Source organism: Paenibacillus sp. FA6 (assembly GCF_051550225.1).
GTDB lineage: Bacteria > Bacillota > Bacilli > Paenibacillales > Paenibacillaceae > Paenibacillus_AQ.
In genome coordinates, this window is the sequence record NZ_CP188820.1 from 1,667,210 (window position 1) to 1,684,240 (window position 17,031).

Sequence of the window (17,031 nt, forward strand, 5' to 3'; positions counted from 1 at the left end):
TTCATCTTCTAAACTGAGTGTATACAGATTAGAAGGAGTGATACCATGTTCTTAGCACTAAGAGAGTTACGACATTCGAAAGCTAGATACGCACTGATTGTAGTTATTATGTTGTTGGTCTCTTTTCTTGTCCTGTTTGTAACAGGCCTAGCAAAAGGGTTGGCATATGCAAACATATCAGCGATAGAGAATCTGCCGACTAATTACTACGTCGTTCAGGATGATGCTGAACATAAATTTAGACGTTCTCAGCTGGATGAATCGAAATTACAAGATGTTCGTGCCATCGTTGGAAATGATAATGCAACGCCATTAAGTATTCAAATGAGTACTATTACGGCAATCGATCTTGATGCGAAGGCTGATGTAACATTCTTTGCAGTCGACATGGCAGGTCCAATAGCGCCTTCGGTTGTTCAAGGAGAAGCGATTACCAATGATACGAAAGGTCAAGTCATTGTAGATCGGAAGCTAGAGGAGTCAGGAATAAAGATTGGAAGCGAAATTCGCGATCAGCAGACAGGAATGACATGGAGCGTAGCGGGATTTGTTGAAGATAACTCGTACAGTCACACTCCCGTCATCTATGTGAATCAGCAGGAATGGAATGAAATGACCTTAGGTGCTGATCCAACAGGTGACGCTGTGGATGCTCAACTATTCAACGTGATTGCCCTTCATGCAACAGCAGATCAAGTGAGTAGCTTACAAGACAAACTTGTTGGCGCAGATGTCATTTCGCAAAAAGAAGCTATAGCCAGTATTCCTGGTTATGCAGAGGAACAGGGTTCACTAACGATGATGATTGTCTTTTTATTCGCGATTGCTGCAGTGGTACTAGCTGTCTTCTTTTATGTTATTACCATTCAAAAGACGAGTCAGTTCGGGATCCTCAAAGCTATGGGAACGAAGACGACGTACCTTGCGTGGAGTGTTCTTGGGCAAGTGTTAATGTTATCTGTAGTGAGTCTTGGCATCAGTCTTATTCTAATAAGCGGAATGAAGATGGTTCTACCCGAATCTATGCCATTCCAATTAAGTATTCCTACGATGATTACAACCAGTTGTTTATTTGTAGGAATGTCGTTGATAGGATCACTTATTTCAGTACTGAAGGTAGCTAAAGTTGATGCTTTAGAAGCGATTGGGAGGGTTGGAGCATGACGGCAAAATTAGTAATGACACATGTAACGAAAACCTATGGTGATGGAGATTCAACGCTGTCCGTATTGAACAATTTAAATCTTCAAGTTAATGAAGGAGAATTCGTTGCTGTTCTAGGACCATCGGGTTCTGGGAAAAGTACGTTTCTTTCAACGGCGGGAGCGCTTTTGAGTCCGACTAGTGGAGAAATACTTATTGATGGGGAATCTCTTGCAGCGAAAGATAAAGCGCAACTGACGCAATTCCGATTGGATAAAATAGGATTTATGTTTCAAAATGCGCAGCTCATTCCTTACATGAAGGTGGAGGAACAGTTACTATATGTGGGTAAAATTGCGAAACTAGGATCAAGTGAGGCCAAGAAGCGCTCATCTTATTTACTGAAACGGTTAGGCATCTGGGAACGTCGAGGTCATTATCCTGAGAAGCTATCTGGTGGCGAGAAGCAACGTGTAGCGATTGCCCGAGCATGGATGAACAATCCGGCCATTATCTTCGCAGATGAGCCTACAGCAAGCCTAGATTTCAATCGTGGCAAGGAAGTCGTTCAAATGTTAGCGGAAGAAGTAAAGAGAGATGGTAAAGCAGCTGTCATGGTTACGCATGATGAGCGGATGCTGGAATGGTGTGATCGTGTACTTTATTTACAAGATGGTATTCTTGTGGAGAAAAAAAGTGTGGTTTATAGTTAAGAGAAGAAAGCCTCGAATTTCGAGGCTTTTTTTGTTTAATATAGAAGATAGGTAAATAGTGTTAATATGTAAGGAAGGAGTGAATAAGATGAAACTTCCCGTAATTAACGGAGAAATGGCCATAAGAATACATCAATCGGAGGTCGACTTTTTTACATCTAGAATGAACTCGATTGGTGAACGTGAGGGTAATCCTGAAGGTGTTGAAATAAAAAAGTTTGGTCATGCCACAGCGTCCTATATTAAGACAATGCCGTGGGGATTATTTAATGCTGTTAAAGGAATAACGACTGAGGATATCGACCATGTGGAAGAAATTGTTGAATTCTATCGTGTCAGGAAACGAATCTTTCAATTAGAAATAGACCCGATCCACAGTAGTCCGCAGTTATTACACAAATGTGCGGAGCTTGGTTTATATCAACATAGTTTTCACTCTGTTCTTTATGGGTTACCTAGTACAGAATTACCCATTGCACCTTCAAATATTAGGATCATAGAGGTTGTTAATGAACAGGAATTCGACGAGTATGCTGAGATACATTGCATTGGCTCGGGCATGTCTATAGCTGACAAACCTCATTTTGTGAATAATAATATAGGTTTGTTGAATAGACCGGGTTGGAAGATTTATTTGGCCTATTTGAATGATATACCGGCAGCTGTGGCGGTCATGCACCTGAATAATGAGACGACTTCCCTCACGCTGGCAACAACGGTTCCTCAATATAGACAACAAGGGTTGCAAACAGCGCTATTACATAAACGGATGCACGAAGCTTATAAAGGGAACTGTGACCTCGTGGTCGCCCAAGCGGGCTTCGGAAGTACCAGCCAACATAATATGGAACGTATCGGGTTGCAAATGGCATGGACAAGAGCAATTTGGGTACCTTTTGACTAGAATGTTTAATAGGGAGATGACGTTAAACAATGTGTTCTGTGGGAAATGTAGCTAAAGTAATAGAAGATGAATAGACATCAATATCCGGCAACATACTAAACCAGTATGATTACCGAGGAGGTCTAGTTCATGAAAAAGATATTACCGTTCTTGATTTTGAGTTTAATGATGATTATGCCAGCTACTACAACATTCGGAGCAGAAAAGAACGATTGTAATACGCTTAAAAGCGTATTTAATGTAGACGTTAAACAGGAGGACAAGATCTGTATAGTGGCGATTCCTCGACAAGATCTTAATGGCTCCTTTATGGGTTTAAAGGTATCTCCAGAAATGATCGGACTATCGTTAGAAGCTAACTTTGCAAAGGTTGGAAGTACAACGGTTGTTACGGGAGAGTTTGCGCTTTTAGAAAGGCAAGTGAATCCTGTTATCGATGCCCTTCGAAAAGGGCATTTAGAAGTGTCCGCCTTGCACAACCATTGGATTGACCAGCAACCACAGGTTCTATATCTACATTTTCAGGGTACTGGCGATCTTGAATCTCTTGCCAAAACGGTTAAGTCTGCTATGGACACAACAGTCCAAAAGTAATCGAATCAATACTTGCCGATGAATTGTTAGCATGTTACGATGGATAAGCATGGTGATCTTTTCCTAATGAGATGGCATGTTATTAATGATCACAAATTAGAAGAAGCAGAGGTGACTTGTTCAATGAAAGACGGATTAGTGGAAGCTCTAAATAAACAGATGAATTTTGAATTTTATTCGGCGCATGTCTATCTCGCTATGGCTGCATATTGTTCGGGTAAAAGTCTGGATGGATTTGCGAACTTCTATACAGTTCAGGCCGAAGAAGAACGGTTTCATGGAATGAAGATATATAAATTCCTCAATGATCGCGGAAAGCGTGCGACATTGGAAGCATTACCAGAACCGAAGAATGAGTATGATTCCATGCTTGATGTTTTTGAACATGGCTATGCACATGAGAAACAGAACACGAGTAGGTTCTATGACTTGGCTGATTTAGCTACCGATGAACGCGAACATGCAACGATATACTTTCTGAAGTGGTTCATTGACGAACAGGTTGAAGAAGAAGCACTCTTTGATAACATCATTCAGAAGCTGAAGCGTATTGAAAGAGACAGCAACGCATTCTACATGCTAGACGCTGAATTCGCAACGCGTTCATTCACGCCCCCTGCGGAATAACAGATGAGTTGAGACTATCGAAACAGTCCGTATGAAAAAAGGAGCCTCCTATCCCCAATTTGATTGAGGATAAGAGGTTCTTTTTGTTGCCGAAATCTTTAAATATATTAACTATCATATCCATCATTTCACATTAGAGTAATTTAGTACAAGACTATATAAATATGTTTATGCTAGAATATTCTAGTACCTACAAGAAAAGGAGAGTCTAACATGTCGAAACCGCTATACGGTAAAAATACGGTACAGTCGAAAAATGCTGAGAAGATATCAGGCCCGGTGTGGGCGTTGTTTGTTGCAATTATTTTATTTTTAGGTTGGACTCCATTTCAGGCGGGATTGTTTAATGGCCAGTCGGTAGATTTCGAGAAGCCTCTGTATATTGCTGCTCTGCTTAGTGGCCTGATGTTGTTAGTTTGGATCGGTCTAGATTTCACCAAGTTTAAATTGACCGAACAACGGGATCTAATGACAGTGGCGGCAGTATTGCTACCGATCACTTATATCTTGTCGGTGTTTGTCGCTGTGTCGCATTATATGGCGATGAATATGATGTTCATCCAGAGCATGTATGCGACAATATTCATTGTAGCGTTATATTTGCTAAAGCAAAAACAACTAAATATTGTCATGCAGAATGCTATTCTCACGATTGCATATTTCATTGTATCCTTCGGATTGCTGAATTGGCTTGGAAGCTGGAAATTTGCCGGTGCGCTGGTAGGCTGGTTCTCCAGCACAGTGCGTGAAGGGAAATATACAGAAGCGGTGATGATCGACTCCAACGGACTGCGGCTAACATCGATCTTCCAGTATGCCAATACATATGCAGCCTTCCTGATGGCTTTTCTATTCGTGGCCCTGTTCGCGCTAGTGCGCTCTCAGAAATGGTATAGCCAGTTGATGCATGGGTTCATGTTAGTTCCGATTATTGTATCTATTCTGCTGACGCTTTCGCGCGGAGGGCTAGTCATGCTACCAGTTGTATTCATTTTGCTACTCCTATTCCTAAAGCCTGTACAACAGATATTATGGATCGTACAGCTCGGAATCGCTGGTGTTGTCTCGTTATTAATATCAGCACCTGTGACCGAATTGGGCCTTGAACTGAACACCACTTACACATCATCCGCAGCATGGATGGGCTGGGGATATTTACTTGGAGGCTCTGTGATTGTTGCTGTACTTGGCTGGGTCATCCAGCGTTTTGCGACACCATGGCTGCACAAGAAGCTGGGTCAGCTTGCGTCAGGCAAGCTAACTGGACTATGGATTCCACTTGGCTCGGTAGCGCTGGTCGGCGTGATAGCTTTCCTGTTTATCGGAACAAGCATGAGAAACATATTGCCTGCGAACATGGGAACACGTCTGGAGAACATTAACTTCCAACAGCATAGCGTGTTGGAGCGGATTACTTTTTATAAGGATGCATTAAAAGTCGTTAAAGATTATCCGATCCTTGGTGCCGGAGGAGGAGGTTGGGCCTCACTGTATGAGCAATATCAGAACAACCCATATACTAGCCGGCAGGTACATAACTTCTTCTTACAATACTTGATTGAAGTAGGGATTCTAGGATTTATCGTGTTTATGAGTTTTATCCTTTTTATTTTTTATAAATATATTCGTGGATATGTAAAAAGAGATAAGGATGATTTCGATAATGGATTCTTTTATCTGATTATAGCCTTGTCGATTCTGGTTCATAGCTTACTGGACTTCAATATGAGCTATGCCTTCATGGGAATACTTGTCTTTATCGGTCTGGCTGGGATGACGGTGGTCATGGATAGTAAGCCACTGAGTTGGAACTGGAATAAGACGTGGCTACGCCTTGGATATTTCTCTGTAGTAGGAATCGGCACTGTCTCTCTGGTGTTCATCTTGATCGGCTATATCGGGTCGAGTAATGCCGCTGTGAAAGCCAAGAACCTGTTTGGTATCAGTGAGTCCTACGAAGAGCTGAAGGTACCGTTGGTTAAAGCTTTGGATAAGCGTCCGAGCCACCCGGAGTCGGCGATGTACCTATCCTCGATTAATCAGCAGGTGTTTAACCAGACTCAAGACGAGCAGTTCCTTGAAGAGTCCTTTCATGTGCTGACACGCGCCCTCAAGGACGAGCCTTACAACAAGCAATTACTGACGCAGTTAGCAGCTTACTACGATCTTAAAGGGCAAAGCGACCTTGCTCACGCGGTCTACCGTGACAATGCCAATAAGTTCATCTGGGATATTGAATGGTATGATATATTGATTAGACGCTCACTTGCGATGGGAGACCAGGCACATACCCTCAAGGATGATGTTCTGAAACAGGAGTATTTCAAGACAGGGCTCGAGACATACGAACAGGTTGTGGTCGGTGTGGAGTATTTGAAGACACTCCCTCCGGAGCAGATGCAGGGACGTCCGTTCTCCATCACTCCGACCATCGCTCTGAATACGGGTAAAATACAGCTGATGTTAGGAGAGCCTGTGGTGGCCGCGGTTACCCTAAAGCTTGGTTTCAATGAGAATTACACAGATATCATAAACAGCGAAGACCTCTGGGAGATGGAGTGGTACAGCGCTCTCATCAGTCGCTCTTATGATCTGGGGCAGGTGGCTCACACACAGCAAGACAGTGTTAACAAGCAAGCGAATTTCAATATCGGGCTTGAGGCCTACAGGCATGTACTGGCGGATTTGGAATATTTGAAGACTCTGTCTTCTCAAGAACTGCAAGGAAGGTCGCTTACGGTTGCTCCGGCTGTAGCACTGAATACAGGAAAAATACAATTTATGTCTGAAAAATTGGAAGCAGCTATAGCTACGCTACAGATTGGTTTGAGCGAAGATTATACCAATGCAACTAACCGTGAAATTGCTCGTTGGTATTTGGCTGCACTAAAGAAGAATAACAGTGTCCCAGATCAGGTCGTTTATGACCTTCTGATTGCGGCTGATCCTACGGAATCCGCACAGATTGATGAAATCGCAGATTTACAGCTTGAATTTTAACAACAGTGATGATTTGGGAGGTAACTCCGCTTTTGTAAGGATATAGATAGTTATTTGGGAATTACTATTGCTTTATCTGGTTACTTCGTTATACTTTAACTAACAATTACATCGTAACGGGAGCTTGGTATGCCAGGCTGAGAGGATAGTGATCAACTATCGACCGTCAAACCTGATCTGGGTAATGCCAGCGGAGGAAATGGAGTTCTATTTGTCTATTTAAGACTGCCTCTTTCTCAGAGGCAGTCTTTTTCTAAATATAAGGGAGTATAAGTATCACTTGATACTCTATTTCTTATATTTCGGTAGAGACGGAGACCTTAAGGCGATACGAAGTATCGCTGGTATCGGAAACATAAGCTCCTTGAAAAGGGACGGCTTATCCGTTTCTATTTGTTGAATAGAATTTGCTCCGCTTGATCAAATCATCTTACTTATAGGAGGAAATGAAATGACAAGCGAAATGAAGAAAGAATCTGTTAATCTATCAGCTTTTCCAGGAAGTAAAAAAGTGTATGTAACGGGGTCTCGTCCAGACATTCGCGTTCCAATGCGCGAAATTACACTTAGCAACACTTCGGGTATATCTGGAATAGAGGAGAATGCACCTGTTCGGGTCTATGATACTAGTGGTTCTTATACCGACAGCGAAGTGCATACCGATATTCGTGTTGGATTGCATCCCAATCGTTTATCGTGGATTAAAGAACGTGGAGATTCTGAATCTTATGTAGGGCGAACAATCAAGCCAGAAGATAACGGTAATGTGAAAGAAGCCTCACGAGAAGAGGTGTTTCCAGCTTTGCAGAGGGATCCCTTACGAGCTAGAAAAGGAAGAAATGTAAGCCAAATGCATTATGCTCGTAAAGGCGTGATTACAGCAGAGATGGAATATATTGCGATTCGAGAAAACGTAACACCGGAATTTGTCAGAGATGAAGTAGCTCTCGGTCGTGCAATCATTCCTGCGAACATTAATCATCCTGAAAGTGAACCTATGATTATTGGACGGAATTTCTTAGTGAAGATTAATGCCAATATTGGAAACTCAGCTGTGTCATCCTCCATAGATGAAGAGGTTGAGAAGATGAGATGGGCTACACGTTGGGGTGCGGATAATATTATGGATTTATCTACCGGCAACAATATTCATACAACGAGAGAATGGATTATTCGTAATTCCCCCGTTCCAATAGGTACTGTACCCATCTATCAAGCTTTAGAGAAGGTAAAGGGCAAAGCAGAGGATTTAACATGGGAAGTGTATCGAGATACACTCATTGAGCAGGCAGAGCAGGGTGTGGATTATTTCACTATCCATGCAGGAGTCTTGCTTCGATACATCCCACTGACTGCCAATCGAATGACTGGAATTGTATCACGTGGTGGCTCCATTATGGCAGCGTGGTGTCTTGCTCATCACCAAGAGAACTTTCTCTATACGCATTTCGAAGATATCTGTGAAATCATGAAAATGTATGACGTTTCCTTCTCCTTAGGAGATGGTTTACGTCCAGGTTCTATCGCCGATGCGAATGATGAAGCGCAATTTGCAGAACTGGAAACGTTGGGTGAATTGACGAAGATTGCCTGGAAACATGATGTTCAGGTGATGGTTGAGGGCCCAGGACATGTACCGATGCATTTAATCAAGGAGAATATGGATAAGCAACTTGAAATCTGTAACGAAGCGCCCTTTTATACATTGGGCCCTCTTACGACGGATATTGCACCAGGATATGATCATATCACTTCAGCGATAGGAGCAGCGATGATCGGTTGGTTTGGTACGGCCATGCTTTGCTATGTTACTCCTAAAGAACATTTAGGATTACCGAACAAGAATGATGTGCGGGAAGGGGTTATAACTTATAAAATAGCTGCCCATGCCGCTGATTTAGCTAAAGGGCATAAGGGAGCACAGGACCGTGATAATGCACTGTCCAAAGCCCGGTTCGAATTCCGTTGGCGTGATCAGTTCCACCTGTCGCTCGATCCTGAGAGAGCGCTGGAGTATCATGATGAGACGCTACCTGCGGAAGGAGCTAAGACGGCACATTTCTGTTCCATGTGTGGACCCAAGTTCTGTAGCATGCGGATTTCTCATGATATTCGGGATTCAACTAGACAGAAGGAACAAGAGGAACAGGATTCCATAAGAAATGGTCTGTTGAATAAAGCGAACGAATTTAAAGAGGGTGGAAGCGTCATTTATAAATGAGACTATTCAGATTATTCACTCTTATTCCGACATAAGAATAGGCAGGTTACTGTAGAAGAGGAGGGATAGGATGACAGAAACTAGGTTTGGAATAAAAAGACGGGTAAAGCAGCTGAAATGGATAGTTTATCTATCCTTACTTGTCATCTTGGGGATCGTAGGAACAGGTACAGCCATTAAGGCCGAATCGCTCACCTATGTGGATGTCCCAGAATCGCATTGGGCTTACGAAATGGTGAAATGGTCACAAAGCAATGGAATTAGTAATGGGTATGATGATGGGACATTCCGTCCTTCTCAAATCGTTACGGAAACAGAATTTCTAGTCATGGTCCTACGGGCATATCCACAGGTGGCAATCAGGGATTCAGTTCCGCATACTTCATGGTATGAACCGTATTATGACGTAGCCAAAGGACTCGAATGGCCGATATCTGGAGAGGTTAATCAGAACATGAAACGGGGACAAGTCGCTGAGTTGTTTGCAGCCGTTATGGGGCAACCCCTCTCCCAGAAGAAATCTATCCAGCTTCTACTAGATAAGGGCATTGCTCAAGGGAAGCAAGGAGGAAGTTCGCTGGAAAGTTTCGCCCCAAATGATGTCCTGTCAAGGGCAGAAGCGCAGACGTTCATTTACAGGCTGAAACAGGTTCACCCGACGTTGAAGGATTCAGAGATTCAGAGTACTGGTCTCAGTTTGAATGGCATTAGCCTCGGAGATACTGAGACCAGAGTGATTACAAAGCTGGGCCAACCCAAGCGAAAAGATGCCACAGAAACAAATATGATCTGGTACATCTATAATCAGGATTATTCGAAGTATGCTCAGATAGGCGTTCAAGATGGGAAGGTCATTGCGCTTTATTCCAATGCAGATGGCTGGTCTATAGATACTAAGATGGGCCTAAATAACTTGGAAGCAGAAGCGAAGAAGTTATGGGGAGATACAGTTAGTGTTGACTCAAAAGGTCGATGGAAGAGTTATGAAGCTACTAACTATGAAGTCACCTTATTTATGGACACGTTGGGAAATGGGAAGTCTGAGAGTTTACTAGTAAATACAACTAAGATGAATTCCTCTGCGCAAGACAAGCGCTCTTCAACTGGTGAAGTTCTTACGGCATTTGAAAGGCAGATATTTGATCTAACGAATGTTGTACGTATACGAAAAGGGCTGAATGCTCTAGAATGGAATAACACTGCGGCGAATGCAGCCAGAAAACACAGCCAAGACATGGCGTTACGGAACTATTTCAGCCATGACAGTCCAGATGGGAAATCGACTGGAGATCGCCTTGCGGCAAGTGGAGCGGGAAAATACCGCGCATACGGAGAGAATATTTCAGCAGGATATAAGAACGCGATATATGCGTACTCTGGTTGGTTGAATTCTTCAGGACACCGAAGCAACATACTTAAGTCTTCTTTTGAAACGTTGGGTGTAGGTGTTGCATTCGGTATTAGTTCGAGTGATTATAATATTTATTACACACAGAATTTCTTTACACCGCTATGATATTATAAATAGGTACAGAAGGGGAATATCATCTTGACAGAAGAACGGGCCCAAAATGCAGTAGTTATTGTAACCGGGATCCCAGCCAATTTGCTGGTGGTGGATGCTCAAAGCTACGAAGATTGTTTTATTTGTGTATCAAACTTATCGAGGAAAACATACCACGTTGAATCAACTGAAAAAGTGCAAAGCTATACGGCAGAAGAAGCGAAGGATATGAAAGTTATTGGAGAACACGATGGGTTATGTGTTTATGAAATGATCCCTTGGTGGAGTACGCTTGTTTAATTAGAGATATAGAAATAGATGGTTACAGTTGCATTTCATCCATTACTTCATAAACCAATGACAGCCTATCGGCTATCATTGGTTTATTTCTTGACCGTACAGAAAGTATAATTGGTGAATGAAGATGTGAGGATGTATAGCCTTGTTCCCATATGCTAATCCTATGTTATTGACATACTTGAAAATGAGTATATAGATAAGGGCAATCATATGCCTTGTTTAAAACATACCTATTTCACAAAATTGATAGGAATCGGAGAATGATAATATGGATAATATGGAATCCCAAATCCCCCAACCGAAAACATATGGTCCGCTAGGTAATCTTCCGCTCTTAAACATTGAACAGCCAATTCAGTCATTACTCAAACTTTCATATGAGTTCGGCCCCATTTTTAGAAATGTTTTACCTGGAGGAAAGAGCAATGTTTACATATCAAGCGAGGAATTAGTGGCTGAGGTGTGTGATGAGTCTCGTTTTGATAAACGTGTGTGGGCACCTTTACAGAAAGTTCGTGCTTTCACTGGAGATGGGTTGTTCACTAGTGAGACAGATGAACCCAATTGGCAAAAGGCTCATAATATCCTGATCCCAAGCTTCAGTCAGAGAGCCATGCAGGGTTACCACGGTATGATGGTTGATATCGCTGTACAACTTGTTCAGAAGTGGATGCGGCTAAATCCCGATGAGAGTGTCAATGTCCCAGAAGATATGACCCGTCTTACACTAGATACCATAGGTTTGTGCGGATTCAATTATCGGTTTAACAGCTTCTATCGTGATCAACCGCATCCGTTTATCGTAAGTATGGTACGGGCGCTAGATGAGGCAATGGCCCAGCTTACACGATTTGAGATTCAGGATAAGCTGAAGATCATGACGAAGCGCCAGTACAAGAAGGATATAGAATCACTGTTTTCCTTAGTGGATAAGATTATTTCAGAACGAAAATCGAGTGGGGAGCAGGAAGCTGAGGACTTACTATCTCGCATGTTAACTAGTAAAGACCCTGAGACAGGTGAGCGGTTGGATGATGAGAATATTCGATATCAGATGATTACGTTCTTGATTGCCGGTCATGAGACAACCAGCGGTTTACTTTCTTTCGCCATCTACTATCTATTAAAGAATCCGGAGAAGTTAGAACAGGCTTATGATGAGGTAGATCATATTTTAACAGATCCAACACCAACCTATAAGCAGGTGCTTGACCTGAAATACATACGAATGATTTTGAATGAATCATTACGTCTTTGGCCAACGGCTCCGGCTTTTTCTCTCTTCGCTAAGGAAGATACCTTGCTGGGAGGTAAATATCCCATGAAGAAGGGGGACAGTGTTAATGTTCTGATCCCTAAACTTCATCGTGATACAAAAGCTTGGGGGGATGATGTAGAGGAGTTCCGTCCAGAACGATTTGAGGATCAGAGTAAAGTGCCGATTAATGCCTATAAACCGTTCGGTAACGGGCAGCGTGCATGTATTGGGCAACAGTTTGCATTACACGAAGCTGTTTTAGTACTTGGTATGGTACTTAAGCATTTTGAACTAATAGATTATACGGACTATCAGCTCAAAGTAAAGGAAACATTGACTCTGAAACCGGATGATTTCAAAATCCATGTCCGAAAGCGAGAACAACTAGCGGTTAAGCCCTCTATAAACATGACGCCATCTAATGCTGTTGCAACTTCAACGGATAAAAAGACGGATCAAACACAGCGTCCCTCCATCATTGGGGTTAATAATCACCCCTTATTAGTTCTATATGGTTCAAATTTAGGTACCGCAGAAAGTATTGCACGTGAGTTAGCAGATATCGCACGATTACACAGCGTACAATGTGAAGTAGCTTCACTGAACTCCCGTATTGGTAAATTACCAACAGAAGGTGCTGTGTTGATCGTGGCTGCTTCTTATAATGGAAAGCCTTCTAGCAATGCGCGTGAATTCGTACAATGGTTGGAGCAGATGGAAGAAGGTGCACTTCAAGGCGTGAATTATGCCGTATTTGGTTGTGGGGATCGCACATGGGCAAGTACCTATCAGGATGTGCCCAGATTCATAGATGAGCAACTGTCTCTTAAGGGGGCTACAAGGCTCTCTGAACGGGGAGAGGGTGATGCCAGCGGAGACTTTGAGATGCATCTAGAACAATGGCGGGAACATATGTGGGTAGACTTGATGGAAGCATTTGATTTGAAATTCGATCATAAGGTGGAGAAAGAACGAAATTCACTTGACGTTCAGTTCGTCAGTGGTATTGCTGGTGCCCCTCTAGCCCAATCTTACGATGCTGTTCACGCTACTGTGGTAGATAATCATGAGCTTCAATCCTCAGACAGCGAGCGTCAAACACGACATATCGAGGTGGTCATGCCGGAAGGGGTTGGCTATCAGGAGGGGGATCACCTTGGGGTTCTACCAAGCAATAGCAGTATCAACGTCAATCGAATCCTACTACGATTCGGATTGAACAAGAGTGACCAACTAATCCTGACTGCCAGTGGACGTAGCGCGGCTCATCTTCCATTAGATCGTCCTGTTAGTCTATATGAGTTGTTAAGCCATAGTGTTGAAGTACAGGATCCAGCGTCAAGAGCGCAACTGCGAGAGCTTGCAGCTTACACAACTTGTCCTCCGCATAAACGTGAATTAGAAGCAATGACAGAAGAAACGGCTTATAAAGACGAGATATTATTGAAACGCATAACTATGCTGGATCTTCTTGAGAAGTACGAAGCCTGCGAAATACCGTTTGCGCGATTCTTAGAACTGTTGCCGCCACTTAAACCTAGGTACTATTCTATTTCGAGCTCTCCACGTGTCAACCCGGATATTGCAGCTATTACTGTAGGTGTTGTTAAAGATTCTGCTTGGAGTGGTCTCGGTGAATACTATGGGGTAGCATCGAATTACTTGGCTGAACGTCATCCGGGAGAAGATATCATTATGTTCGTACGAACACCAGATTCCGGATTTCGACTTCCTGAAGATCCTGAAACACCTATCATTATGGTAGGTCCAGGAACGGGAGTAGCCCCATTCCGTGGTTTCCTTCAGACACGTCGAATACTAATGCAAGAAGGAAAGATACTGGGAGAAGCGCATCTCTATTTCGGCTGTAGGAACCATTGCGATTATATTTATCGTGAAGAGCTGGAGCAATATGAGAAAGAAGGAGTAGTTACACTTCATACAGCTTTTTCTCGTACGGAAGGAATACCTAAAACGTATGTACAAGACTTGCTGAAGCAGAATGAAACTGCAATGATTGACATTCTAAACCGTGGAGGAATGTTGTATGTATGCGGGGATGGTAGTAAAATGGCTCCGGATGTAGAGAGTTCATTAGAAAATGCGTATCAGTTATTAAATGGGAAAAATGAAGAAGAAGCGAAAGAATGGTTGAATCAGCTCCAAAAAGAGGGTCGTTACGCCAAAGATGTGTGGGCGCGAATTTGATACGTTGGGGAGTATAAGGGAGATTCTAGTTAATCTCGTGATAAAAAGCCACACCTTCGAGTGCGGCTTTTCTTGTTCTTAGACTAAAGTTATGATAACCATGACCCAGCCAATCAAGAAGGCTACACCACCAAGTGGTGTAATCGCCCCTAATTTTTTTATTCCGCTGAGACTTAAGGCGTACAAACTTCCAGAGAATAAAATAACTCCAGCGAAAAGGAACCATCCTGCCATGACAATAAGAGAAGAGTTAGATGAACTGTCTGCCAGTAGACCAAGTAACAATAACCCAAGTGCGTGAGCGATATGATATTGTATACCTGTTTCGTAGACCTTCATTGTATCCGGGGATAATTTCTTCTTTAATGCATGTGCACCAAAAGCTCCTAATGCTACCGCCAAAAACATCAATATACTGCCGAGTAATAGTAATGTACTCATACAAACGACTCCTTTACCCATTCATTATGTTATCTGTAGCATAACATTAATATAAATTGAATAGTTAAATTGATTCTCTCTGATGTCAAAGATATAATAGGATTGGACCATGTAACACATGTGAATGATAAGAAATTATAAATGAAATCATAAGGAGCGTAATGGTTGTTATGCCGATCAAGATTATTACAGACAGCGGTTCTGACTTACCCCTAGATTATATTAAGAAATTTAATATTTCCATCGTCAATTTATCAGTTCATTTTCAGAATGAGAGTATGCCTGGAGATATGAATGCTGAAACTTTTTACGCTAAAATGAGAGAATCCCGGGAATTACCGACTACGGCTAGTCCTAGTCCGCAAGATTTTCTCGAAAAGTTCAAAGAAGTGGATGAGGGAACGGATATTTTGGTCATTTGCATGTCCTCTAACATCAGTAGTACTTATCAGGCTGCGATGATTGCTAAAGAAATGTATGTTGAAGAAGGGCATAGTAATGGCATTGAGGTTATAGACTCTAAGACCTTCTCGGGTGGTTTGTCACTTGTTGTTGGATTGGCAGCGAAATGGTCTGAATCTTGTACAAGTTTATACGAATTAAAAGAGAAGGTTGTTCATCAAATAAAGGATTTAAAAGTCTACTTTACTTTGGAGACCTTAGAGAACGTCATCAAAGGGGGACGGCTAAATCGATTGTCCGGTGCAGTCGCTTCGATGCTTAATATCAAGCTTTTACTCAAAATCAGCGAAGAGGGTACTGTGGAAGTAGTGGAAAAGACACGTGGTATTCAAAAAGCAATTACGAGTCTGTTATCACGATTAGATGAGAAGCAGCATGATTATGAGAATGCAGTTTTAGCCATCGTTCACAGTAATTGTGAGAGTCGGGCACTTGAAATTAAAGAACGGATTCTTGAGAAATATCCTTTCAAAGAAGTATTATTTTCGAATATGGGTCCAATAATGGGTACATATGCAGGTGAAGGCGGGATTGGGTTAGCATTTTAGTAGATTAATTTGGAGGAGACCATTTGACGAAATTGAATAAACTCATTAAATTATGTATCGGAATAATCTTAATACTGCTTATTATTTATTTGGCTTCACTTGTCGATTTCATATTCCAACCCATACTATCATTATTTAGTATGATGATTATTGTACCTTTTTTAATGGCAGGCTTCTTTTATTATTTGCTTCGCCCCTTGGTAGATCTAATGGAACGTAAGAAAATTATTCGTCCTTTAGCGATTCTGATCATATATGTTGTCATCGCCATTTGCGTTGTAGGATTTATAATTGGTGTATGGCCATCATTGGTTACTCAATTGACGAACTTAGTAGTTAACGCACCAAGCCTATTTAATGCTTTAGGTTATCAACTAGGAAAACTTGAACAGAATGGTATCCTAGCTGTCATTATTCCAGAGAATGCCGACCTCATGTCACAAGTAACAGACTATCTTAACAAGGGGTTTACAGTCTTAACCAATTACGTTACAGGTATGTTCTCGTTCTTCTCGAATTTCGCTATTATCCTATTCACATTTCCAATCTTTCTGTTCTATATGCTGAAAGAAGGTGAGAAGTTCGGAAAGAAAATGGTTAGCTTCTTACCTTTACGATTTCGGGAAGATGGTAATGAAGTCATGGGTGAGATCGACCATGCGTTAAGCGGATTTATCGTAGGAAGAGTCACTGTAAATGTAGCTCTTGGTGTTCTAATGTACATCGGATTTCTCATTATTGGTCTACCTTATGCACTTTTACTGACGGTCATCGCGGTGATTTTGAATTTCATCCCATTTGTAGGAGCGATACTGTCCTCTGTACCTATCGTCATTATCGGATTGGTGCAATCACCTGCTGTAGCCATATGGTCGCTTATTGTCATTTTGGTAGCGCAGCAAATTCAGGACAATATTGTTGCACCTTATATTTTCGGCAAACAACTTGACATTCATCCATTGACGACAATCATACTCGTATTAGCAGGTGCTGATTTATTTGGAATCGTAGGTGTCATTGTTATTATTCCAATGTATGTAGTTATAAAAATTGTGATATCTAAAGTGTATTCGAGGTTCTTTAAGAAAGCTTGGGAAGGGGTGTAGTA

General features: G+C 42.0%; 13 protein-coding genes and 1 riboswitch. Of the genes, 12 read left to right on the forward strand and 1 reads right to left on the reverse strand.

The genetic code is table 11. The features are described 5' to 3' along the window. The first annotated feature begins 45 nt into the window (after window positions 1-45). The 10 genes from ACP8HI_RS07690 to ACP8HI_RS07735 all read left to right on the forward strand — a co-directional run bounded on the left by ACP8HI_RS07690 (window position 46) and on the right by ACP8HI_RS07735 (window position 14,472). Window positions 46-1,164, forward strand: coding sequence for an ABC transporter permease (locus ACP8HI_RS07690; protein WP_438350520.1), 1,119 nt, complete (start codon window positions 46-48; stop codon window positions 1,162-1,164). Further along, window positions 1,161-1,856, forward strand: a complete 696-nt coding sequence (locus tag ACP8HI_RS07695; RefSeq protein WP_438350521.1) for an ABC transporter ATP-binding protein — start codon at window positions 1,161-1,163, stop codon at window positions 1,854-1,856. The genes ACP8HI_RS07690 and ACP8HI_RS07695 overlap by 4 nt, the downstream gene beginning before the upstream one ends. Window positions 1,857-1,944: 88 nt before the next feature. Then, the gene (locus tag ACP8HI_RS07700) at window positions 1,945-2,760 is read left to right on the forward strand and encodes a GNAT family N-acetyltransferase (RefSeq protein ID WP_438350522.1); all 816 of its coding nucleotides are present in this window, start codon (window positions 1,945-1,947) and stop codon (window positions 2,758-2,760) included. Between the two features lie 129 nt (window positions 2,761-2,889). Continuing rightward, window positions 2,890-3,354, forward strand: a complete 465-nt coding sequence (locus tag ACP8HI_RS07705; RefSeq protein WP_438350523.1) for a DUF1259 domain-containing protein — start codon at window positions 2,890-2,892, stop codon at window positions 3,352-3,354. 123 nt (window positions 3,355-3,477) lie between these two features. After that, complete coding sequence (locus ACP8HI_RS07710; protein ID WP_438350524.1) at window positions 3,478-3,981, forward strand: ferritin; 504 nt, start codon at window positions 3,478-3,480, stop codon at window positions 3,979-3,981. 213 nt (window positions 3,982-4,194) lie between these two features. Further along, window positions 4,195-6,981 (forward strand): O-antigen ligase family protein, encoded by a 2,787-nt coding sequence (locus tag ACP8HI_RS07715; protein WP_438350525.1) that lies wholly within the window; start codon window positions 4,195-4,197, stop codon window positions 6,979-6,981. 106 nt (window positions 6,982-7,087) lie between these two features. Next, a riboswitch (TPP riboswitch) is annotated at window positions 7,088-7,197 on the forward strand. Window positions 7,198-7,444: 247 nt separating this feature from the next. Next, a complete protein-coding gene (thiC, locus tag ACP8HI_RS07720) occupies window positions 7,445-9,202 on the forward strand; it encodes a phosphomethylpyrimidine synthase ThiC (RefSeq protein WP_438351747.1) in 1,758 nt (585 codons plus the stop codon). 70 nt (window positions 9,203-9,272) lie between these two features. Further along, on the forward strand, window positions 9,273-10,718 hold the full coding sequence (locus tag ACP8HI_RS07725; protein ID WP_438350526.1) for a CAP domain-containing protein: 1,446 nt from the start codon (window positions 9,273-9,275) through the stop codon (window positions 10,716-10,718). Between the two features lie 33 nt (window positions 10,719-10,751). Further along, entirely contained in the window at window positions 10,752-11,006 is a 255-nt protein-coding gene (locus ACP8HI_RS07730; protein WP_438350527.1) for a hypothetical protein, read from the forward strand. Between the two features lie 268 nt (window positions 11,007-11,274). Next, window positions 11,275-14,472, forward strand: a complete 3,198-nt coding sequence (locus tag ACP8HI_RS07735; protein WP_438350528.1) for a bifunctional cytochrome P450/NADPH--P450 reductase — start codon at window positions 11,275-11,277, stop codon at window positions 14,470-14,472. Between the two features lie 78 nt (window positions 14,473-14,550). On the opposite strand, the gene ACP8HI_RS07740 is transcribed toward ACP8HI_RS07735, so the two are convergent. Further along, window positions 14,551-14,913, reverse strand: a complete 363-nt coding sequence (locus ACP8HI_RS07740) for a DUF423 domain-containing protein (protein ID WP_438350529.1) — start codon at window positions 14,911-14,913, stop codon at window positions 14,551-14,553. Window positions 14,914-15,083: 170 nt separating this feature from the next. On the opposite strand from ACP8HI_RS07740, the gene ACP8HI_RS07745 reads away from it, so the two are divergent. Together ACP8HI_RS07745 and ACP8HI_RS07750 are read left to right on the forward strand one after the other, a co-directional pair. Further along, window positions 15,084-15,923 (forward strand): DegV family protein, encoded by an 840-nt coding sequence (locus tag ACP8HI_RS07745; RefSeq protein ID WP_438350530.1) that lies wholly within the window; start codon window positions 15,084-15,086, stop codon window positions 15,921-15,923. 23 nt (window positions 15,924-15,946) lie between these two features. Beyond that, entirely contained in the window at window positions 15,947-17,029 is a 1,083-nt protein-coding gene (locus ACP8HI_RS07750) for an AI-2E family transporter (protein ID WP_438350531.1), read from the forward strand. Window positions 17,030-17,031 lie beyond the last annotated feature (2 nt).

Coding starts and splice junctions, on each gene's coding strand:
- ACP8HI_RS07690 (WP_438350520.1), top strand. CDS start 46: ATGTTCTTAGCACTAAGAGAGTTACGACATTCGAAAGCTAGATACGCA.
- ACP8HI_RS07695 (WP_438350521.1), top strand. CDS start 1,161: ATGACGGCAAAATTAGTAATGACACATGTAACGAAAACCTATGGTGAT.
- ACP8HI_RS07700 (WP_438350522.1), top strand. CDS start 1,945: ATGAAACTTCCCGTAATTAACGGAGAAATGGCCATAAGAATACATCAA.
- ACP8HI_RS07705 (WP_438350523.1), top strand. CDS start 2,890: ATGAAAAAGATATTACCGTTCTTGATTTTGAGTTTAATGATGATTATG.
- ACP8HI_RS07710 (WP_438350524.1), top strand. CDS start 3,478: ATGAAAGACGGATTAGTGGAAGCTCTAAATAAACAGATGAATTTTGAA.
- ACP8HI_RS07715 (WP_438350525.1), top strand. CDS start 4,195: ATGTCGAAACCGCTATACGGTAAAAATACGGTACAGTCGAAAAATGCT.
- thiC (WP_438351747.1), top strand. CDS start 7,445: ATGAAGAAAGAATCTGTTAATCTATCAGCTTTTCCAGGAAGTAAAAAA.
- ACP8HI_RS07725 (WP_438350526.1), top strand. CDS start 9,273: ATGACAGAAACTAGGTTTGGAATAAAAAGACGGGTAAAGCAGCTGAAA.
- ACP8HI_RS07735 (WP_438350528.1), top strand. CDS start 11,275: ATGGATAATATGGAATCCCAAATCCCCCAACCGAAAACATATGGTCCG.
- ACP8HI_RS07740 (WP_438350529.1), bottom strand. CDS start 14,913: ATGAGTACATTACTATTACTCGGCAGTATATTGATGTTTTTGGCGGTA.
- ACP8HI_RS07745 (WP_438350530.1), top strand. CDS start 15,084: ATGCCGATCAAGATTATTACAGACAGCGGTTCTGACTTACCCCTAGAT.